The organism is Labrys sp. HAY1-8F, assembly GCF_056754975.1.
Genome location: NZ_JBPGWZ010000002.1, coordinates 905746 through 926956 on the forward strand (window position 1 = coordinate 905746; position 21211 = coordinate 926956).

Consider the following 21211-nt stretch of genomic DNA (forward strand, 5'->3'; position numbering starts at 1 on the left):
TCTTGTCGCAATTCAAAGCCCCGTGGCGGTATGTACCCATTTTGTTCTCATTCATGCAAGTTCTATTTTTGTTCTCATCGTTCTTATTTAACAGAAGCTGACTGCCGACCTTCGATAAATCATCATACCATTGCACCATCGGGCTTGCGCCCGAAGCCCCTCCCCGTCCACACTCACCGTCGGCAGGATGCGCCGGCAACCCGCGTCGGAAATGCGGGACAGGAAACGGGACGATTGCAATGACGAATGCGCAGGAAAGCGTCGGCTTCATCGGGGTCGGCTATATGGGCCATGGCATGGCCAAGAACATCGTGGAGAAGGGCTACGCGCTGACGGTGATGGGCCACCGCAACCGGGCGCCAGTGGAGGATCTCGTGGCCCGCGGCGCCAAGGAGGCCAAGACCCCGCGCGAGGTGGGCGCCGCTTCCAGCGTCGTCTTCCTCTGCGTCACCGGTTCGCGACAGGTGGAAGCGCTTGTACACGGTCCCGATGGGCTGAAGGCCGGCCTGAAGCCGGGATCCGTCGTCGTCGACTGCTCGACCTCCGATCCCAATTCCACCCTCGCCCTCGCGGCCGAACTCGCCGAAGCCGGCATCGATTACGCCGATGCGCCGCTCGGCCGCACGCCGAAGGAAGCCTGGGAAGGCACGCTCGATACCATGGTCGGCGCAAGCGACGCCCTGTTCGAGCGCCTCAAGCCGGTGATATCAACCTGGGCCGGACGCATCGTGCATATCGGTGGCACGGGCGACGGTCACCGCATGAAGCTGCTCAACAATTTCCTGTCGTTGGGCTATGCCGCCCTCTATGCCGAGGCCCTCGCTTTGTCGCAGAAGGTCGGCATCACACCCAAACGCTTCGACAGCGTCATCCGCGGCGGCCGCATGGATTGCGGTTTCTACCAGACCTTCTCGCGCTGGGTCCTGGAGGGCGACAAGGATGCCCACAAATTCACCATCGCCAACGCCTACAAGGATCTAAGCTATCTGGAGGCGATGGCCAGTGCGGCAGGATTGGTCAATCCGATCGGCAATGCCGTGAAGAACTCGTTCGGCGTGGCGATGGCCGCCGGCGGTGCGGAGCGCTACGTGCCGATGCTCACCGACTATATCGGCAGCCTGAACGGCACCGATCTCATCCCGGCCAATCAGAACTGACCGGCGCCGAAGACAGGAACGCCGCGCCCAGGAGAGCGCGGCGTCCATGCTTTTTCCTCTATAGGCCGGATCAGAAGGTGCGGCGCAGACGCACACCTGCACCGACAGCGTCGACCGTCTTGGTGTTCGCGCCCTCCGCGTCCTTGTTCTGGTACCAGACTTCAGCGCCGGCAATGAAGCCCTTGACGATAGTGTAGTTCACCTGGCCGCCGATGACGTAATATTTGAAATTGTCGCTGACGTTGGTCGCCACGCGCGGCGCATCGAAGTCCAGGTAACCACCAAACAGCACGGCCTGCAGTTGCTTGGTAACGTTCAGGCCAGCCTCGGCCTGCACGGCAAAGCCCTTGGCGCTGTCGAGATCATATGGCGCGCCGTTGGTCGGATAGGCATCCCAGCCCCCGATACCCAGAAGCGAGGACCCATTCGGGTTGGAAGCAGCGCCGACACCGAGATAGCGCGTCGCACCATCGGCATAACTGGCTTCGACGGCCACATAGCCGCCTTCCAGAACCGGAATGTTCACATTGCCGCCGAAGCCGATCGAGTAGCCCCATTTGTCACCGTAATTCGACACGGCGGAGCGATTCTGGTGAAGAGCGCCCATGATCTGCAGGCGGCCCCAACCGTTCTTGTTGTCGTCATAGCCGATCACGCCGACGATGTCGGGCACCTGCGAACCGCCGAGGCCACGAATGTTGGCATTGCCGGTATTGCCGAAGGTTGTGGTGTTGGCACGATGATCGCGGCCATCTTCGATCGACAGGGTGGCGTAGGCCTTGTCGAATTGAGCCGTATAGCTGATCAGGTTACGCCGGCCCTGCTCGCCGAAATAAGGGGCGAAAAACTCGGCCTGATAATTGGGATCGTAGAAGGCGTAAGGCGACCAGGCGTAACCGGCCGTCAAGCCGCCAAACTGCAGATAGGCCTGACGCACCTGGAAGGTGTCGTGCGTGGCCGCACCCGCATTCGATTCAGCCTGGAGTTCGAAGAAGGAGCGCAGCATGCCCCAGTCGGTCTGGGTACGGGCATCGAAGCGGATGCGGGCATTGGTTCGAAACTGCGTCTGGCTGATGTTGCGCTTGCCCGTCGCATTGCTGGGCGCCTGCGCATACCAATAGTCGGCCCGGATCTGGCCACTGATCTTGAGGCAGGTATCGGTGCCCGGAATGTAGAAGAAGCCCGGACCGAACGCCGTACAGACCTTCACATATTCAACGGCTTCGCCCTTGCTCATGGGCAAGTCCGCAGCAGAAGCTGCGACGATGCTGAGCAATCCAGCGCCAGCGCCGAGTAAAATTGCACGAATAGACATGGAAATACCCCGATCTTATAATATAGCCCTCAATCAGGGCCGCTCTCTTCGAAAAGCTGGCAAACCAATATTCAGCCAATCGAAGAGGCGCGGTCGTTGTGCACCGCGATATCGAAGCTTTCCTCCCAGGCGAGACATTACACAATGTTAAGGTGAGTCATCGTTCTGACACAAAAGGGCTTTGTCCATGACAGTTGCGATTTTGCAACAACACGCAGAACGTGCATGAAAAAGGCCCCTCCCTTTTCAGGAAGAGGCCTCGCCGAAAAGCAGGGTGAGCGAACTCAACCCAGATTAAGTTCCTTGAAGAAATCATTGCCCTTGTCGTCGATGACGATAAAGGCCGGGAAGTCCTCGACCTCGATGCGCCAGACCGCTTCCATGCCGAGCTCGGGATATTCGAGCACCTCGACCTTCTTGATGCAGTCCTGGGCGAGGCGCGCGGCGGGGCCACCGATCGAACCGAGATAGAAGCCGCCATGCTTGGCGCAGGCCTCGCGGACCTGGGCGGAACGGTTGCCCTTGGCCAGCATCACCATCGAGCCGCCGGCCGCTTGGAACTGGTCGACATAGGCGTCCATCCGGCCCGCCGTGGTGGGGCCGAAGGAGCCCGAGGCATAGCCGGCGGGTGTCTTGGCCGGGCCGGCATAGTAGACAGGATGGTTCTTGAGATAATCGGGCATCCCCCCACCCGCTTCCAGGCGCTCGCGCAGCTTGGCATGGGCAAGGTCGCGGGCCACGATGATGGTGCCGGTCAGCGACACGCGCGTCTTTACCGGATGGCGCGACAGGGTTTCCAGGATGTCAGACATCGGCTGGTTGAGGTCGATCTTCACCACCGCCCCGCCAAGCTTGCTCTCATCGATCTCCGGCAGGAAGCGCGCCGGATTGTGCTCGAGCTCCTCGAGGAAGACACCCTCGCGGGTGATCTTGCCCATGGCCTGGCGATCGGCCGAGCAGGAAACGCCAAGGCCGATCGGCAGGCTGGCGCCATGGCGCGGCAGGCGGATGACACGGACGTCGTGGCAGAAATACTTGCCGCCGAACTGGGCGCCGACCCCGAGCGACTGGGTGAGCTTGTGCACTTCTTTCTCGAGCTCGAGGTCGCGGAAGGCATGGCCGAGTTCGGAGCCCTCGGTGGGCAGGCCGTCGAGATAGCGCGCCGAAGCGAGTTTCACGGCCTTCAACGTGATTTCGGCAGAGGTACCGCCGATCACCACCGCCAGATGATAAGGCGGGCAGGCTGCCGTACCGAGCGTGAGGATCTTCTCCTTCAGGAAAGCGATCAGGCGGTCCTTGGACAGGATGGAGGGTGTGGCCTGATAAAGGAAGGTCTTGTTGGCCGAGCCGCCGCCCTTGGCAACGAAGAGGAACTTGTAGGCCTCCTCCCCTTCCGCGGAAATGTCGATCTGGGCCGGCAGATTGGTCTTGGTGTTCTTCTCCTCGAACATCGACAGCGGTGCGAGCTGCGAATAGCGCAGATTCTTCTTCTCATAGGCATCGCGGATGCCCTGGGCGATGGCGCCCTCGTCCTCACCTTCCGTCCAGACTTTGCGGCCCTTCTTGGCCATCACGATGGCCGTGCCGGTGTCCTGGCACATCGGCAGCACGCCACCGGCGGCGATGTTGGCGTTCTTGAGGAGGTCATAGGCGACGAAGCGGTCATTGTCCGTCGCCTCGGGATCTTCCAGAATGTTGCGCAATTGCTGGAGATGGCCGGGGCGCAAGAGATGATTGATGTCCATGAAGGCCTGCTCGGCCAGAAGCCGCAACGCCTCGCCATCCACCTGCAGAATCTCGCTGCCTCCGAGCTTTTCGACCCGCACGCCCTCGCTGGTCAGCTTGCGGTAGGGCGTCTCGTCCGCTCCCAGGGGGAACAGGGGAACGTGGGGATAGCGGGAATTGGCAGCGGAATCGGCAGGCATGGAGAGGATCTCCGAACAGAGCGTTTTGCGATTTGACGGCTTCGGCAAGAATCGCAAAGACGCGTCAAAACAAGGAGCTAGAGCAAACAAGCGTTTCCGTCTAAACGCGCTTTGCTCCAGGGCTGGCAGAGGTGGCGCAGGGGTGCCACCGGTTTGGCCCTGATTTAGTCGTTTTTCTCACCGCTGCCTATGATCAATTGGAATCGTTCCATGCTGAAGCCCCCTCGGCCTTTCGTGCACGGCCAGACGAGGCACTCAGGCAGGCGCCGCCATCGACACCGGGCTTGTGGTTGCGATTGAAGCCGAGCAAAGGCCGCCGCGAGGTCGCGATCCAAGGGCAACCTATGATCGCATGGCATGCCTATATAAACATGTCTTTATGTCGACCTTGACTTTCACGACGTCTTGTCGTTTGCTTGCCCAGTCGAGGTTCTTCCATTCTCGCAATGGAAGCTAAGAGGGAAGCCGGTGCGATGCCGGCGCTGCCCCCGCAACTGTAGACGGCGAGAACTTGCCTCATCATGCCACTGCCTGCCCTGCGCAGGTGGGAAGGCAGGCAAGCTCGGTGAGCCGTGAGCCAGGAGACCTGCCCCGACGAATGTAAACGTCCTCGGGCGGGGTGTCCCGGTGGTTGCTTGACCAAGTCAATGTCCTTGGCCGCGTCAGGCGCTCCCGTACGGCCTTTGCCCCCAGTTCTTCATGGGGTCTGCCGATGTTCAAGCTTCAAACTGCCATCATGCGTGAAGGTGCAGTCGATCCGACTGCTCGACGACGAATGCGTTGCGGCGTGCCCTGACGGTACGCCGCTCCCTCCTCGATCCGATCCATTCACCACGAACCGGGACCTATCGGTCACCGGCCGGAGACGCGCATGTCCATTCCCATTTCGACGCTCGGCACGCCACGCATCGGCCCACGTCGCGAACTCAAGACGGCCCTCGAAGCCCACTGGGCCGGAAGGCAGAACGAGACCGCCTTGCTCGCAACGGCAGCCCAGTTGCGCGCGAGCAACTGGGCTCGACAGAGCCTGCTCGGCGTTACCCATATCCCGTCCAATGACTTTTCGCTCTACGATCAGGTTCTCGATATGAGCGCCGTGGTCGGTGCCATCCCCTCTCAATATGGCTGGGAGGGTGGCTCCGTCCCGCTTTCGACCTATTTCGCCATGGCGCGCGGCAGGCGGGGCCATGACGATCGTGGCCATGACGATCGTGGCCATGACGATCGTGGCCATGAGGGCTGCTGCCATGGCGGCGGCGGTGTCCCCGCTCTCGAGATGACCAAATGGTTCGACACCAACTATCACTACATGGTTCCCGAATTTCGCCGCGGCCAGGCCTTCGAACTCGCTTCGGCCAAGCCCATTGACGAATTCAGGGAGGCCGTAGCGCTCGGCTTCCACACGCACCCCGTGCTCATCGGCCCGGTGACCTATCTGCTGCTCGGCAAGAGCAAGGACGAGGGCCTGGATCCGCTCACCCTGCTGCCAGGCCTCTTGCCCGTCTATGCCGAGATCCTGCACAGGTTGGCCGCGGCCGGCGCGGACTGGGTGCAGTTCGACGAACCCTGTCTCGTGCTCGATCTCGACGAGAACGCGCGGGCCGCCCTGCGCCATGCCTATGGCGTCCTTTCCAGCACGGTCTCCGATCTGAAGATCATGATCGCGACCTATTTCGGCGGCCTCGGCTACAATCTCGACCTGGCACTCGACCTGCCCAGCGCCGGCCTGCATCTCGACCTGGTGCGGGCGCCAAGCCAGCTCGGGCAGGCGGTCGCACGAGCCAGCGCCGACAAGGTGCTATCGCTGGGCGTGATCGACGGGCGCAATGTCTGGCGGAGCAACCTGACTGCCCTTCTTGATCGGATCGAGCCGGCGGTTGCAGCCCTCGGCCCCCACCGCGTCGTCCTCGCTCCGAGCTGTTCCCTGTTCCACGTTCCCTACGATGTCGAGGCCGAGCGCGCGTTCGATCCTGAACTCCGCAGTTGGCTGGCCTTCGCCGTCCAGAAGATCGGAGAGCTGAAGACCCTGTCGACAGCCCTGGTCGACGGGCGGCGGGCCGTCGCTGATGAGCTCGCCCAATCGGACGCAGCAGATGCGGCCCGCCATGTATCCGCTCGTATACATGATGCCGGCGTCGCCGCCCGCATGGACGGGCTCACGCCGGCCATGAGCGAGCGCCAGCATCCCTACACGCTGCGCCGCCGGGCCCAGGAATGGCTCGGCCTGCCGCAATTTCCCACCACGACCATCGGTTCCTTCCCCCAGACCGGCGCCGTACGCAAAGCACGCGCTGACCACGCAAAGGGCTGGATCGACGACGCCGACTATCAGCGTTTTCTGCGACAGGAAACCACCCAGGCGATCACTTGGCAGGAAGAGATCGGCCTCGACGTTCTCGTGCATGGCGAATTCGAGCGCAACGACATGGTGCAGTATTTCGGCGAGCAACTGGCCGGCTATGCCTTTACCCAGCATGGCTGGGTCCAGAGCTATGGCTCGCGCTGCGTGCGCCCGCCGATCATCTATGGCGATGTCTCGCGTCCCCGGGCCATGACGGTGGAATGGGCACGCTTCGCACAATCCCTGACCAAGCGTCCTGTCAAGGGCATGCTGACCGGACCGGTCACCATGCTGCAATGGTCCTTCGTGCGGGACGACCTCGAGCGCGAGCAGGTCTGCCGGCAGATCGCCCTCGCCTTGCGCGACGAGGTCGGCGATCTGGAACGGGCCGGCATCCGCATCATCCAGATCGACGAGCCGGCCATTCGCGAGGGCCTGCCGCTCAGACACGCCGAAAAGGAGGCCTATCTGACCTGGGCGGTCGCCTGTTTCCGCCTCGCCGCCTCAGGCGTCGACGATGCCACGCAGATCCACACCCATATGTGCTACTCGGAGTTCAACGACATCATCCATGCCGTTGGAGGCCTGGATGCAGACGTGATCTCGATCGAGACTGCCCGGTCCAAAATGGAACTTCTCGATGCGTTCCGGGCCTATCGCTACCCCAACGAGATCGGGCCGGGCGTCTATGACATCCACTCTCCCCGCTGCCCCACCGTGGCGGAGATGCGCGACCTCCTTGCCAAGGCACGCGAGCGGATCGCCGGCGATCAGCTCTGGGTCAACCCCGATTGCGGCCTGAAAACCCGCAGCTGGGACGAGGTCCGCCCGGCCCTCGTCAACATGGTTGCCGCCGCCCGCAAACTTCGTGAAGAGACCGCTCCAGCGAGAGTGGCGGCGTCCGCGTGAAAAACCTGCCGGGGGACAAATTTCGTCCTCCGGCACGCCTTGTCCCCGTTGAAAAAAAGGGCATCACACACCATGTATTGACATAGAGGCACCCAGACATACTAGATGCTGTATCCACAGGTCCTCGGATTCGCTGTCCGAGGCTAAGAGGGAATCCGGTGAGCCCGAGAGCAAAGCGCGTTTGGTGAAAACGCTTTTTTCCTCGAACTTTTTGTTCGACGCGTCTTTTCGATTTGAAGCGACGCTTCAAAACACAAGACGCTCTAGGGCAAAGCCGGGGCTGCCCCCGCAACTGTAAGCGGAGAGCGGGCTGTCGCTGTGCCACTGGCCGGAAGGCGGGTTCAACCCGCCCTTCGCCGGGAAGGCAGACAGTTCGCAACGACCCGCGAGCCAGGAGACCTGCCTGTGGCTGGTTATCGTTTCCTCGGGCGGGGTGCCCCGACGGATCGCTTTGCTCGTGGCGCATATGCCTGCGCCGACGCGGAACGCGTTCCTTCGGCCCAAGCCTCCAACATTTTGGGGTTTGCCGAATGTCTCTCGATCTCGAAACTGCCACGACCACAAAGACGCCTTTTCCGGCTACCGGCGCCGATAGGGCGAAGCCGGCCTCGGAACCGGGCTATCAGGTCATTCGCCGCAACGGCGGCGTCACGCCTTTCGATGCCTCCAAGATTTCGGTGGCCCTGACCAAGGCCTTTCTCGCCGTCGAGGGCAATTCGGCCGCTGCTTCGCGCCGGGTGCATGACATTGTCGCCGAACTCACGGCCCAGATCGTTGCCGGCCTGACCCGCCGTGCCGATGCGGGCCGAACCTTCCATATCGAGGACATCCAGGACCAGGTTGAACTCGCCTTGATGCGCGGCGAACACCACAAGGTGGCGCGTGCCTATGTGCTCTATCGCGAACAGCACGCCCAAGAGCGCGCCCTGGAACGAGCAACCGAGACAGAGGCACGGACCGCCATCGCCCCTGCCCTGCGGATGAAGACGGCGGAGGGCTCCTTGTTACCGCTCGACCACGCGCGCCTCACCGCCCTGGTGCGCGAAGCCTGCGCAGGTCTTGCCGACACCGATGCAGAGACCGTGCTGAACGAGACGCAGCGCAATCTCTATGACGGCATCAGCCAGGACGAACTGGCGATCGCGCCGATCCTCGCCGCCCGCACCCTGATCGAGACCGAACCTGATTACGCCAAGGTCAGCGCCCGGCTGCTCAACGACAAGCTGCGCCGCGAGGCGCTCAGCTTCGTCGGAGGCCATCCCGACCAGGCGACGCAGGCCGAGATGGCGACCCGCTACGCCGAGTATTTCCATGACTATATCCGCGTCGGCATCGCCAACGAACTGCTCGACCCGGAGCTCGGCCGCTTCGACCTCGCCCGCCTTGCCGCTGCCCTCAAGCCCGAACGCGATCTCAAGTTCGACTATCTCGGGCTGCAGACACTTTATGACCGCTATTTCCTGCATGTGCGCGGCACGCGTTTTGAGCTGCCGCAGGCCTTTTTCATGCGCGTGGCCATGGGCCTGGCCTTGCGCGAGATCGACCGGGAGGCACGGGCGATCGAGTTCTACGATCTTCTCTCCTCCTTCGACTTCATGGCCTCGACGCCGACTTTGTTCAATTCGGGAACGCTGCGCGCCCAGCTCTCCTCCTGCTTCCTGACCACTGTGTCCGACGACCTCGAAGGTATCTTCAAGGCGGTGAAGGACAATGCGCTGCTCGCCAAATATTCCGGTGGCCTCGGCAATGACTGGAGCAATGTGCGTGGGCTCGGCGCCCATATCAAAGGCACCAATGGCGAAAGCCAGGGCGTGGTGCCCTTCCTCAAGGTCGCCAACGATACCGCAATCGCCGTCAATCAGGGCGGCAAGCGCAAGGGCGCGGTCTGCGCCTATCTGGAGACCTGGCATGTCGACATCGAGGAATTCCTCGATCTTCGCAAGAACTCCGGTGACGACCGCCGCCGCACCCATGACATGAACACCGCCAACTGGGTGCCGGATCTGTTCATGGAACGTGTGGAACAGGATGGCCCCTGGACCCTGTTCTCACCGGACGAAACGCCGGACCTGCACGACCTCTACGGTCCCGCCTTCAAGGTCGCCTATGAGGCGCATGAGGCACGCGCCGCGCGCGGCGAGCTCCGCGTCTTCAGGCAGATCCGGGCCATCGATCTCTGGCGCAAGATGCTGACCATGCTGTTCGAGACCGGGCATCCCTGGATCACCTTCAAGGACCCCTGCAACATCCGCTCGCCCCAGCGTCACGTCGGCGTGGTACATTCCTCGAACCTGTGCACCGAAATTACGCTGAACACCTCCCATGACGAGGTTGCCGTGTGCAATCTCGGCTCGGTCAACCTCGCTGCCCATGTCGACGCCGACGGCCTGATGTTCGACAAGCTCAAGGCGACGGTGACGACGGCGATGCGCATGCTCGACAACGTCATCGACATCAATTTCTACACCATTCCCGAGGCACGGCGTTCCAACCTCAAGCACCGGCCCGTCGGTCTCGGCATCATGGGCTTCCAGGATGCCCTGCAGGCCCTGCGCCTGCCCTATGCCTCCGAAGCCGCCGTGCGCTTTGCCGACGAGAGCATGGAAGCCGTGTCCTTCCATGCCATCTCGGCCTCAACAGACCTGGCGGCCGAGCGCGGTCGCTACCCCAGTTTCGATGGCTCGCTGTGGTCGCAGGGCGTCCTGCCGATCGACTCGGTCGGCCTGCTGGCCGAGACGCGCGACAACGTGGCCTTCGACACCGGCACGACCCTGCCCTGGGACGCCCTGCGCGAGCGGGTGAAGACCGTCGGCATGCGCAATTCCAACACCATGGCGATCGCGCCGACGGCGACGATCTCCAACATCTGCGGCGTGTCCCAGTCAATCGAGCCGGCCTATCAGAACCTCTTCGTGAAATCGAACATGTCGGGCGATTTCACAGTGGTGACCTCGGCCCTGGTCCACGATCTCAAGGCACGGGGCTTGTGGGACGAGGTCATGATCTCCGATCTCAAATATTTCGACGGCTCTCTCGGCCAGATCGATCGCATCCCCGAAGAGCTGAAAGCGCTTTACGCCACCGCTTTCGAGATCGACACCGCCTGGCTGATCGAAGCCGCGGCGCGCCGGCAGAAGTGGATCGACCAGGCCCAGTCGCTCAACCTCTATATCGCCAATCCCTCCGGCAAGAAGCTCGATACGCTCTACCGCCTGGCCTGGAAGCGTGGCCTGAAGACGACCTATTACCTGCGCTCGCAGTCGGCCACCCATGTCGAGAAATCGACGCTGAAGGGCACCGACGGCAAGCTCAACGCCGTCTCTGCCACGGTGCCGCAAGCGGCCGCGCCGATCCTGATCGAGACTCAGCCGGAAACACTGCAGTCGGAAGCGTGGGGCAAGGCCTGCTCCATCCACGACCCCGACTGCGAAGCGTGCCAGTGAGCCGAGAACGAGGTGCGATTTTTCCCTTTCGCGCCTTGCTTTCCAACTCTTTGTTTTGACGCGTTTTCTTAAGCGAAAAGTCTATCAACTTTTCTGGAAAACGCTCTGAGGATAAGAAAACGATGACGATGCTCGACTGGTCCGAACCCACCTCGCCCGCAGCCCAGCTTCCCCTGCCACAGAGCACGGCGGATGCGACCGGCCTCGGCGCGATCGACCGCAAGGGCGGCCGTGTCACGGTCGACGAGAAACGGATGATCAATGCCCGCGCCGACGTAAACCAGCTCCTGCCGCTCAAATACAAATGGGCCTGGGAGAAATATCTCGCCGGCTGCAACAACCATTGGATGCCGACCGAGGTATCGATGCAAGCGGACATCGCGCTGTGGAAGTCCAAGGACGGCCTGACGCAGGACGAGCGGCGCATGCTCAAGCGCAATCTCGGCTTCTTCGCCGCCTCCGAGAGCCTGGTCGCCAACAATATCGTCCTGGCGATCTACCGCCACCTCACCAACCCCGAATGCCGGCAATATTTGCTGCGCCAAGCTTTCGAGGAGGCGGTGCACACCCACACCTTCCAATATATCGTCGAGAGCCTCGGGCTCGACGAGGGCGAACTCTTCAATATGTATCGCGAGATCCCCTCGATCACCGACAAGGCGGCCTGGGCGCTCAAGCATACCCAGCATCTCGACGATCCCGATTTCAAGACCGGCACGCCGGACGCCGACCAGGCCTTCCTGCGCGATCTCGTCGCGTTCTACGTCATCTTCGAGGGCATGTGGTTCTATACCGGCTTTGCCCAGATCCTCTCGCTCGGCCGGCGCAACAAGATGGTGGGGATCGCCGAGCAGTATCAGTACATCCTGCGCGACGAGAGCATCCATCTAAACTTCGGCATCGACGTGATCAACCAGATCAAGATCGAGAACCCGCATCTGTGGACGCTGACCTTCCAAGCCGATCTCCAGCAGATGATCCGCGAAGCCGCTGAACTGGAGGCCGCCTATGGCCGGGACACCATGCCGCGCGGCTTCCTCGGCCTCAACGCGGTGTCCTGCGAACAATACATGCATTTCATCGCCAACAGGCGCTGCGCCCAGCTCGGGCTCATGCCGGTATTCCCGGACGTGGAGAACCCCTTCCCCTGGATGAGTGAGGCGATGGACCTGAAGAAGGAGAAGAACTTCTTCGAGACGCGTGTCATCGAATATCAGAACGGTGGCGCGCTGAGCTGGGATTGAAGGCACGCTTTCGAGGTCTTCGGAACAAATCGGAGGAAAGCTGGGATGGGGCATCATGACCCCTCATCCAGATTTCAGATTCCAACATCTCGAAAGGAGTGGGACAGGTTGCTCCATCATCCCCCGCCATGCGGGGAATGATGGACATTCAATGTCTCCTTCCCGACCTTCCTTCCTCAAGCTCTCGGTGACAATGTCCTGAACACACCATCATCCGTCGCATCGCCTCTAGTCGGTGCGCCGACTCGATGTATTCTAATCCTCATTCGAGGTGCCGGTTCGCCCCCAAGGCGGACTGGAGAATTTGGGAAGCCGGTCTGAATCCGGCGCTGCCCCCGCAACGGTAGAGGAGAAGATCGCGGCAGGTGCCACTGGGTCGGGAAGACCTGGGAAGGCGTCGCGATCGGGCCGGAAGGCCGCTCCTGAGCCCGGAAACCAGCCGCGAAGGAAACCGACGGACGCGGTGGGCGTTCCGGGAGGAGGTTTGGCTGCGCCTTTTCACCGGCGCGGATCGCCGAGCCGCTTTCCCATCCCGCTGCCAAGTCAACGCATTGGTTGTCACGCGGGATTTTGACATGACAGCGCATCAGGACATGTTGGGCCGCCTCCGGACCCATCAACCGGGCACCACGCTCGAGGGCAAATTCTACACAGACCCGGAGTACTTCCGGCTGGATATGGAGAACATCTGGTACCGTGAATGGCTGTTCGCGGGCCATGATTGCGAGCTCGGCAAGCCGGGCAGCTATTTCACTCTCCAGGTCGGCGACTATCCGGTGATCGTGCTGCGCTCCGGTGACGGCGCCATCCGCGCCTTTCACAATTCCTGCCGGCACCGGGGATCACGGCTCTGCGCGGCCGAGCGCGGCAGCGTCGCCAAGCTGGTCTGCCCCTATCATCAGTGGACCTACGAGCTCGACGGGCGCCTGCTGTTCGCCCGCGACATGGGCCCCGGCTTCGACGCCGCGCAATATGGGCTGAAGCCCGTGCATTGCGAGAGCGTGGCCGGCTATATCTGGATCTGCCTTGCCAAGGAGGCACCCGATTTCGAGACCTTCCGCGCCGGCGCCATGCCCTATCTGGCACCGCATGGCCTGAAAAACACCAAGGTGGCCTTCGAGAGCACCATCGTCGAAAAGGGCAATTGGAAGCTGGTGTGGGAGAACAACCGCGAGTGCTACCACTGCGCGGGTAATCATCCCGAGCTTTGCCGTACCTTCCCAGAAGCCCCGACGGTGACGGGTATCCAGGGTGCCGACAAGGATCCGCTCATCGGCCAGCATTGGCGGCGTTGCGAGGAAGCCGGCCTGCCCAGCACCTTCAGCATTTCCGGTGACGGCCAGTTCCGCATGGCCCGCATGCCGCTGCTGCGCAATGCCGCCAGCTATACGATGTCGGGCAAGCCGGCGGTGCAACGCCCCCTCAGCCCGACGATCGAAGAAGGCAATATCGGCGCCCTCCTGCTCTTCCACTATCCCACCACCTGGAACCACGCGTTGGGCGACCATGCCGTGAGCTTCCGCGTGCTTCCCATCGGGCCGAAGGAAACCCAGGTCACCACCAAATGGCTGGTGCACAAGGATGCGGTCGAAGGGGTCGACTATAATCTCGATGAACTCACCTATGTCTGGCAGATGACCAACGACCAGGACCGCCAGATCGTCGAGGAAAACCAGCTCGGCGTCTCTTCGCCCGTCTACACGCCCGGACCCTACGCCCCCGAACACGAGGGTGGCGTTATGCAGTTCGTCGAGTGGTATCGCAACGCCATGGAAGCGGCGCTGGGTAACGACGGCGTCCGCCTGCGCAGCGTGGCCTAGCGCCTTTTCACCCTCCCCTGGAGGGGGAGAGTCGGACGAAGTACGGGGTGGGCTGAGAAACACAGCAGCCGGTGAAAATCACCCCACCCCGACTCTTCGCGTCGACCCTCCCCCTCCAGGGGAGGGTGTTAGCGAAACCGACATATACAAGGGCAGACATCATGCCGATCGCTACACAAAAATTCAGGCATATCGACGAAACGCCGCCCTGGAACGATCAGAGCCAGGCGCTCGAATGCGTTTCGATCATCCATGAGGGCCGCGACGTCGCGACCTTCACCTTCCGCGCCGCCGAACAAGGCTGGTTCCGCTACGAACCGGGCCAGTTCATCACGCTCGAAATCCCGGCCGAAGCCGGGCCGGTGCTGCGCACTTATACGCTGTCGTCGAGCCCTTCCCGCCCGCTTTCTATCAGCGTCACCGCCAAGGCGCAGGCCTCCAGCATCGGCACGCGCTGGATGCTGGACAACCTCAAACCCGGCACGCGGTTGAAGGCCTACGGCCCGCTCGGCCAGTTCAGCTTCTCTCGTCATCCGGCGGAAAAATACCTCTTCATCTCGGCCGGATCCGGCATCACGCCGATGATGTCGATGACCCGTTTTGCCGAAGACCACGGCGCCGCCACCGATATCGCTTTCGTCAACTGCGCACGCCGGCCGGGCGAGATCATCTTCCGCAAGGAGTTGGAGCGCATGGCCGGACGCATGCAGCGCCTGCGCCTCGCCTGGATCGTGGAAGAGACCGAGGCCCATGAAGCCTGGACCGGCTTCCAGGGTCGGCTCAACGCTCCGGCCCTGCGCTTGATCGTACCGGATTTTCGCGAGCGCGAAGTGTTCTGCTGCGGCCCCGCGCCTTTCATGGCAGCGGTCAAGGACATGCTCGAAGCCAATGGCTACGACATGCGCCGCTATCATGAAGAGAGCTTCCAGCCGGCCGAAACTCCAATGGAGGACATCGGTGCGGACGAAGCCCTTGCCGGCGAAGCCAGCGTGGCCTTCACCAGATCCGGCATCGAGGTGCCGGCCTCCAGCCGCGAGACCATTCTCCAGCTCGCCCGCGGCGCCGGCCTCAACATTCCGACCGGTTGCACAATGGGCCTGTGCGGCACCTGCAAGGTACAATGTCTGTCGGGGGAGACCGCCATGACCCACCAGGGCGGCATCCGCGAGGAGGAAATCGCCGCCGGCCTGGTGCTGGCCTGCTGCACCCGGCCGCTCGGCCGTGTCGAGATCGAGGCTTGAGATGACGATTGCCGCGCAGAACACCGTCGACGTCGACGCCGCCATCGTGCACTCCATCCTGGAGGCTTCTCGGGACGAAGGTCCGACACTGCCAGAAGAGCGAGCCCGCACCTTGATGCTGGCCTGGATCCTCAGCCGCGAAGACGGTGCGGACCTGGCCAGGGAAGCCGTCGATCTGAAAGTCCTGCTGCTCGAGGCCTCGATCCCGGACAATCCGCTGCTGCCGCATCTGAGCAGCCTGCTCGACGAGGTGCGCGATCATGTCGGTCGGCGACGAGGCCGGCGGCGTTTGCGGGCAGATGCCTAAGCCAGCCAGATATAGCAGAGGCTAGAGGGCGGACGACACATCCATAGGCGCGGGATCAAGGCGAAAAGCGCAATAATATCCTCCCCTCGAGGGGGAGGGTCGACCCATAGTGTCGGGGTGGGGTGAACTTCTTCGCAAGAACCGCCGCTTTTGTCGGCAACGGGGCGGATAATCACCTCACCCCGGCCTTCCAGGCCGACCCTCCCCCTCCAGGGGAGGGTAAAGAATTGAGGCCTCGCTGCCTTGAGCCAGCGCCTATGGACGTCTCGTCCGCCTCTTCCCCTCCATGTATCTCACTCGCATCCCAGCATCATCAGACAGAAAACCGGCGCTTCCGGGATAGTTCACCTTGACCTCTCTTTTCTCAGCGCTATCATATAAGGATATCTTGATATCGTAATTCCGTTATAGGAGCTTGTGATGAGCGCTCCGGTCGAAGCCCTGTTCGCCGCGCCTGCCCCAACCGATCGGGGCGCGGAGATCCTCGCCGCCCTTACCGCCGCCGCGCGCGAGCGCATCCTGATCCTGGACGGCGCGATGGGCACGCAGATCCAGGGGCTCGGCTTCGAGGAGGACCATTTCCGGGGTGAGCGCTTCGTCGGCTGCGACTGCCATCTCAAGGGCAACAACGACCTTCTCACCCTCACCCAGCCTGCCGCAATCGAGGCGATTCATTACGCCTATGCCATGGCCGGCGCCGACATATTGGAGACGAACACCTTCTCCTCCACCTCGATCGCGCAGGCCGATTACGGCATGCAGGAGGCGGTCTACGATCTCAATCGCGATGGTGCGCGCCTCGCCCGCCGAGCCGCAATCAAGGCAGAGCAGCAGGACGGGCGCCGGCGCTTCGTCGCCGGCGCGCTTGGCCCAACCAATCGCACCGCCTCCATCTCGCCGGACGTCAACAATCCCGGCTATCGCGCCGTCAGCTTCGATGACCTCCGGATTGCCTATGCCGAGCAGATCCGCGGCCTCATCGACGGCGGCGCCGACATCATCCTGATCGAGACCATTTTCGACACGCTCAACGCCAAGGCCGCCATCTTCGCCTGCGAGGAAGTGTTTGGCGAAAAGGAAGTGCGCCTGCCCGTGATGATCTCGGGTACCATCACCGATCTCTCCGGCCGCACCCTCAGCGGACAGACACCGACGGCGTTCTGGCATTCGGTGCGGCATGCCCGACCCTTCACCATCGGCCTCAACTGCGCGCTCGGCGCCAATGCGATGCGGGCGCATCTCGACGAGATCTCCACGGTCGCGGATACCTTCGTCTGCGCCTATCCCAATGCCGGCCTGCCCAACGAGTTCGGCCAGTATGACGAGAGCCCAGAGGCGATGGCGGCGCAGATCGAGGGCTTTGCCCGCGACGGCCTGGTCAATATCGTCGGCGGCTGCTGCGGCTCGACGCCGGAGCATATCCGCGCCATCGCCGAAGCGGTCGGCCGGCACGCGCCGCGCCCGATTCCAGAGATCGAACCCAAGATGAAGCTGTCGGGGCTCGAGCCCTTCACGCTCGACGCGACCATCCCCTTCGTGAATGTGGGCGAGCGCACCAACGTCACCGGCTCTGCCAAGTTTCGTAAGCTCATCACCGCCGGCGACTATGCGACCGCACTCGACATCGCCCGCGACCAGGTCGCCAATGGCGCCCAGATCATCGACATCAACATGGACGAGGGCCTGATCGATTCCGAAAAGGCCATGGTCGAGTTCCTCAACCTGATCGCCGCCGAGCCGGACATCGCCCGCGTGCCGGTTATGATCGATTCCTCGAAATTCTCAATCATCGAGGCCGGCCTGAAATGCGTGCAGGGCAAACCGCTGGTCAATTCGATCTCCATGAAGGAAGGCGAGGAAGCCTTTCTTCACCATGCCCGCCTGGTGCGGGCCTACGGCGCGGCCGTGGTGGTGATGGCCTTCGACGAACAGGGACAGGCCGATACGCTGGAACGCAAGGTCGCCATCTGCAGCCGAGCCTATAAGCTCTTGACGGAGCAGGCGGGCTTCCCGCCCGAGGATATCGTCTTCGATCCCAACATCTTCGCCGTCGCCACCGGCATCGAGGAACATAACGGCTATGGCGTCGCCTTCATCGAGGCGACGCGGCAGATCAGGACCACCCTGCCCCACGCCCATATTTCGGGCGGGGTATCCAATCTCTCCTTCTCGTTCCGCGGCAATGAGCCGGTGCGAGAGGCCATGCACGCCGTGTTCCTCTACCATGCCATCCAGGCCGGCATGGACATGGGCATCGTCAATGCCGGGCAACTCGCCGTCTATGAATCCATCGATCCGGACTTGCGCGAAGCCTGCGAGGATGTCGTGCTCAACCGGCCCTCGCGCGGGGCGCTGAACCCGACCGAACGCCTGCTCGAACTGGCCGAGCGTTTCCGTGGCGCCGCCGGCAAGGAAGCCAAGGAAAAGGATCTCGCCTGGCGTGAGTGGCCGGTCGAGCAGCGCATATCCCATGCGCTCGTCAATGGCATTACCGAGTTCATCGATGCCGATACCGAGGAGGCGCGTCTTGCGGCCGCACGTCCCTTGCACGTCATTGAAGGGCCACTGATGGCCGGCATGAACGTGGTTGGCGATCTCTTCGGTGCAGGCAAGATGTTCCTGCCGCAAGTGGTGAAGTCGGCTCGTGTGATGAAGCAGGCCGTCGCCAGCCTCCTGCCCTATATGGAGGCCGAGAAGCTTGCCAATGGTGGCACTGGCGAACGCCAGAGCGCCGGCAAGATTTTGATGGCGACCGTGAAGGGCGACGTACACGACATCGGCAAGAACATCGTTGGCGTCGTGCTCGCCTGCAACAATTACGAGATCATCGATCTCGGCGTGATGGTGCCGTCGGCAAAAATCCTCGAGGTGGCGCGCCAGGAGAAGGTCGACATCATCGGGCTGTCGGGCCTGATCACACCCTCGCTCGACGAAATGGTGCATGTCGCCGCCGAGATGGAACGCGAGGGCTTCGACATCCCCCTGCTGATCGGCGGCGCCACTACCAGCCGCGTCCATACCGCCGTGAAGGTGCATCCGCGCTATGACCGTGGCCAGGCCGTCTATGTGACGGATGCGAGCCGCGCCGTCGGCGTCGTCTCCAGCCTGCTGTCCCCCGCGAACAAGGCGGGCTATGTCGAAACCGTCCAGGCCGAATACGCCAAGGTCGCGGCGGCGCATGCCCGCAGCGAGGCCGACAAGCTGCGCCTGCCGCTCGCCAAGGCCAGGGCCAACGCCCACAAGGTGGATTGGACAGGCTTCACGGCACCGAAACCATCCTTCCTGGGAACACGGGTCTTCGAGAACTACGATCTCGCCGAGCTTTCGCGCTACATCGACTGGACGCCGTTCTTCCAGACCTGGGAACTGAAGGGGCGTTATCCCGCCATCCTGTCCGACGAGAAGCAGGGAGCGGCTGCACGCCAGCTTTTCGACGATGCCCGGGCCATGTTGGCACGCATCATCGCGGAGAAATGGTTCCAGCCAAAAGCCATAATCGGCTTCTGGCCGGCGAATGCCGTCGGCGACGATATACATTTGTATACGGATGAGAACCGCAGCCGGAAGCTCGCAAGCTTGCACACCCTGCGCCAGCAGCTCACCAAGCGCGACGGGCGGGCAAATGTCGCCCTCTCCGACTTCGTTGCCCCTGAAACGAGTGGCCAGGGCGACTATCTCGGCGGCTTCGTGGTCACGGCCGGCATGGAAGAGGACGAGATCGCCAAGCGCTTCGAACGCGCCAATGACGACTATGGCTCGATCATGGTTAAGGCCCTGGCCGACCGTTTCGCCGAGGCTTTCGCCGAACGCATGCATGAGCGCGTCCGCAAGGAGTTCTGGGGCTATGCGATCGACGAGAACCTGGCCCCCGACCAGCTCATCGGCGAACCCTATCGCGGTATCCGCCCTGCCCCGGGCTATCCCGCCCAGCCCGACCATACCGAGAAGGGCACACTGTTCCACCTGCTCGACGCCGAAGAACGCATCGGCGTACGCCTGACCGAGAGCTATGCGATGTGGCCGGGCGCCTCGGTGTCCGGGCTCTATTTCGCCCATCCCGATGCCTATTACTTCGGGGTGTCGAAGATCGAGCAGGACCAGGTCGAGGATTACGCCACCCGCAAGGGCATGACGGTGAACGAAGTCGAACGCTGGCTTTCGCCAGTGCTGAACTATGTGCCACGAACGGCGGAGGCGGCGGAGTAGATTCCCGGGATCGCCGGCTTCCGGTCCACGGATATGCACGGGGAACATGGAGGGTCGATCTCCAGATCGACCATCTTCCCTCTTCCTCACGTGCGACGCTTCCAAGATGGTCGATCTGGAGATCGACCCTCCAATCCCGCAAGGTGAGAGCCCATCTGCCCACCGCTCACGCTCCCAGGATTGCCATTGATTTCCATTCACCACAGGATTACCTCTTCTTCCGTGGTGATTTGGCCGGCCGGCTTGCAGCCACGTTAAACAACTCGCTAAAGGGCCGCTGGATGCATTCCATCCGTGGACCTGTCGCATTGCTTTCCGGCTGGCCCAACGTCGATCGAGTGCAACATGCCTATCAAGATTCCGGATACCCTGCCCGCCTTCTCCACCCTGGTCAGCGAAGGAGTGCGGGTGATGACGGAAACTGCCGCCATCCGGCAGGATATCCGTCCGCTGCAGATAGGCCTGCTCAATCTGATGCCCAACAAGATCCGCACCGAGTTGCAGATGGCGCGCCTGGTCGGCGCCACGCCGCTGCAGGTCGAACTCTCGCTGGTGCGTGTCGGCGGCCACCGTGCCAAGAATACCTCCGAGGACCACCTGCTTGCCTTCTACGAAACCTGGGAAGAGGTGCGCGAGCGCAAATTCGACGGCTTCATCATCACCGGCGCGCCGGTGGAGACCCTGCCCTTCGAGGACGTGACCTATTGGAAGGAACTCGAGCAGATCCTCGACTGGACCACGACCAACGTGCATTCCACGCTGAACGTGTGCTGGGGCGCGATGGCGGCCATCTGGCATTTTCACCGCATTCCCAAATATGACCTGACCGAGAAGGCCTTTGGTGTTTACCAGCACCACAACCGCAAGCCTTCCTCGATCTATCTCAACGGCTTTTCAGACGACTTCCACATCCCCGTCTCGCGTTGGACGGAAGTGCGCAGCGAAGATGTGCGCAAGAACGCCGAGTTGGAGATCCTGATGGATTCGGACGAAACCGGCGTGTGTCTCATTCACGAGCAAAAGGGCAACCGGCTCTATCTGTTCAACCATGTCGAATATGAATCGACCTCGCTGGCCGATGAGTATTTCCGCGACGTCGACTCGGGCGTGCCGATCAAGCTGCCGAAGAACTACTTCCCCTATGACGATCCATCCTTCCCGCCGCGCAATTTCTGGCGCAGCCACGCCCATCTTCTGTTCGGCAACTGGATCAACGAGATCTACCAGACGACATCCTATGACCTGAGCGAAGTCGGCAGGGGGCGCTGAGATTCTCTCGGGTGCACGGGCGTCTAGGCGCGGA

At 62.2% G+C, this 21211-nt stretch carries 11 protein-coding genes and 4 riboswitches; of the genes, 9 read left to right on the forward strand and 2 right to left on the reverse strand.

Annotated features, from left to right (window positions below):
* Positions 1 to 239 precede the first annotated feature (239 nt).
* Positions 240 to 1157 carry an NAD(P)-dependent oxidoreductase gene (locus tag ACR9ZN_RS13255; RefSeq protein ID WP_481272415.1) on the forward strand — a complete coding sequence of 306 codons (918 nt, stop codon included), beginning with the start codon at positions 240 to 242 and terminating at the stop codon, positions 1155 to 1157.
* 70 nt (positions 1158 to 1227) lie between these two features.
* Here ACR9ZN_RS13255 and ACR9ZN_RS13260 read toward each other — a convergent pair whose 3' ends face one another.
* Positions 1228 to 2394: a porin gene (locus ACR9ZN_RS13260; RefSeq protein WP_441773442.1), complete on the reverse strand. Its 1167-nt coding sequence runs from the start codon at positions 2392 to 2394 to the stop codon at positions 1228 to 1230.
* 362 nt (positions 2395 to 2756) lie between these two features.
* Positions 2757 to 4397 (reverse strand): fumarate hydratase, encoded by a 1641-nt coding sequence (locus ACR9ZN_RS13265; RefSeq protein WP_481272416.1) that lies wholly within the window; start codon positions 4395 to 4397, stop codon positions 2757 to 2759.
* Positions 4398 to 4807: 410 nt separating this feature from the next.
* Positions 4808 to 5005: riboswitch (cobalamin riboswitch) on the forward strand.
* Positions 5006 to 5268: 263 nt separating this feature from the next.
* Here ACR9ZN_RS13265 and metE point away from each other — a divergent pair.
* From metE to metA, 8 genes are all read left to right on the forward strand, one after another.
* The gene (gene metE, locus ACR9ZN_RS13270; RefSeq protein WP_481272417.1) at positions 5269 to 7647 is read left to right on the forward strand and encodes a 5-methyltetrahydropteroyltriglutamate--homocysteine S-methyltransferase; all 2379 of its coding nucleotides are present in this window, start codon (positions 5269 to 5271) and stop codon (positions 7645 to 7647) included.
* A 101-nt stretch (positions 7648 to 7748) separates the two neighbouring features.
* A riboswitch (cobalamin riboswitch) is annotated at positions 7749 to 8068 on the forward strand.
* Positions 8069 to 8177: 109 nt separating this feature from the next.
* Positions 8178 to 11090, forward strand: a complete 2913-nt coding sequence (locus ACR9ZN_RS13275) for a ribonucleoside-diphosphate reductase subunit alpha (protein ID WP_481272418.1) — start codon at positions 8178 to 8180, stop codon at positions 11088 to 11090.
* A 128-nt stretch (positions 11091 to 11218) separates the two neighbouring features.
* Positions 11219 to 12334 (forward strand): ribonucleotide-diphosphate reductase subunit beta, encoded by a 1116-nt coding sequence (locus ACR9ZN_RS13280; protein WP_481274355.1) that lies wholly within the window; start codon positions 11219 to 11221, stop codon positions 12332 to 12334.
* Positions 12335 to 12586: 252 nt separating this feature from the next.
* Positions 12587 to 12792: riboswitch (cobalamin riboswitch) on the forward strand.
* Between the two features lie 117 nt (positions 12793 to 12909).
* Positions 12910 to 14154 carry an aromatic ring-hydroxylating oxygenase subunit alpha gene (locus ACR9ZN_RS13285; protein ID WP_454814311.1) on the forward strand — a complete coding sequence of 415 codons (1245 nt, stop codon included), beginning with the start codon at positions 12910 to 12912 and terminating at the stop codon, positions 14152 to 14154.
* A 161-nt stretch (positions 14155 to 14315) separates the two neighbouring features.
* On the forward strand, positions 14316 to 15395 hold the full coding sequence (locus tag ACR9ZN_RS13290; RefSeq protein ID WP_481272419.1) for an FAD-binding oxidoreductase: 1080 nt from the start codon (positions 14316 to 14318) through the stop codon (positions 15393 to 15395).
* A gap of 1 nt (position 15396) precedes the next feature.
* On the forward strand, positions 15397 to 15702 hold the full coding sequence (locus tag ACR9ZN_RS13295; RefSeq protein ID WP_454814315.1) for a hypothetical protein: 306 nt from the start codon (positions 15397 to 15399) through the stop codon (positions 15700 to 15702).
* Positions 15703 to 16122: 420 nt separating this feature from the next.
* Complete coding sequence (gene metH, locus ACR9ZN_RS13300; protein WP_481272420.1) at positions 16123 to 19908, forward strand: methionine synthase; 3786 nt, start codon at positions 16123 to 16125, stop codon at positions 19906 to 19908.
* 212 nt (positions 19909 to 20120) lie between these two features.
* Positions 20121 to 20198, forward strand: a riboswitch (SAM riboswitch).
* Positions 20199 to 20253: 55 nt separating this feature from the next.
* The gene (gene metA / locus ACR9ZN_RS13305; RefSeq protein ID WP_434956920.1) at positions 20254 to 21177 is read left to right on the forward strand and encodes a homoserine O-acetyltransferase MetA; all 924 of its coding nucleotides are present in this window, start codon (positions 20254 to 20256) and stop codon (positions 21175 to 21177) included.
* The last annotated feature ends 34 nt before the right edge of the window (positions 21178 to 21211 follow it).

What these genes read in the sequence shown, in the direction of transcription:
- ACR9ZN_RS13275 (WP_481272418.1), top strand. Translation starts at nt 8,178, where the DNA reads ATGTCTCTCGATCTCGAAACTGCCACGACCACAAAGACGCCTTTTCCG.
- ACR9ZN_RS13290 (WP_481272419.1), top strand. Translation starts at nt 14,316, where the DNA reads ATGCCGATCGCTACACAAAAATTCAGGCATATCGACGAAACGCCGCCC.
- ACR9ZN_RS13285 (WP_454814311.1), top strand. Translation starts at nt 12,910, where the DNA reads ATGACAGCGCATCAGGACATGTTGGGCCGCCTCCGGACCCATCAACCG.
- ACR9ZN_RS13255 (WP_481272415.1), top strand. Translation starts at nt 240, where the DNA reads ATGACGAATGCGCAGGAAAGCGTCGGCTTCATCGGGGTCGGCTATATG.
- ACR9ZN_RS13260 (WP_441773442.1), bottom strand. Translation starts at nt 2,394, where the DNA reads ATGAGCAAGGGCGAAGCCGTTGAATATGTGAAGGTCTGTACGGCGTTC.
- ACR9ZN_RS13280 (WP_481274355.1), top strand. Translation starts at nt 11,219, where the DNA reads ATGCTCGACTGGTCCGAACCCACCTCGCCCGCAGCCCAGCTTCCCCTG.
- metE (WP_481272417.1), top strand. Translation starts at nt 5,269, where the DNA reads ATGTCCATTCCCATTTCGACGCTCGGCACGCCACGCATCGGCCCACGT.
- ACR9ZN_RS13265 (WP_481272416.1), bottom strand. Translation starts at nt 4,397, where the DNA reads ATGCCTGCCGATTCCGCTGCCAATTCCCGCTATCCCCACGTTCCCCTG.
- ACR9ZN_RS13295 (WP_454814315.1), top strand. Translation starts at nt 15,397, where the DNA reads ATGACGATTGCCGCGCAGAACACCGTCGACGTCGACGCCGCCATCGTG.
- metA (WP_434956920.1), top strand. Translation starts at nt 20,254, where the DNA reads ATGCCTATCAAGATTCCGGATACCCTGCCCGCCTTCTCCACCCTGGTC.
- metH (WP_481272420.1), top strand. Translation starts at nt 16,123, where the DNA reads ATGAGCGCTCCGGTCGAAGCCCTGTTCGCCGCGCCTGCCCCAACCGAT.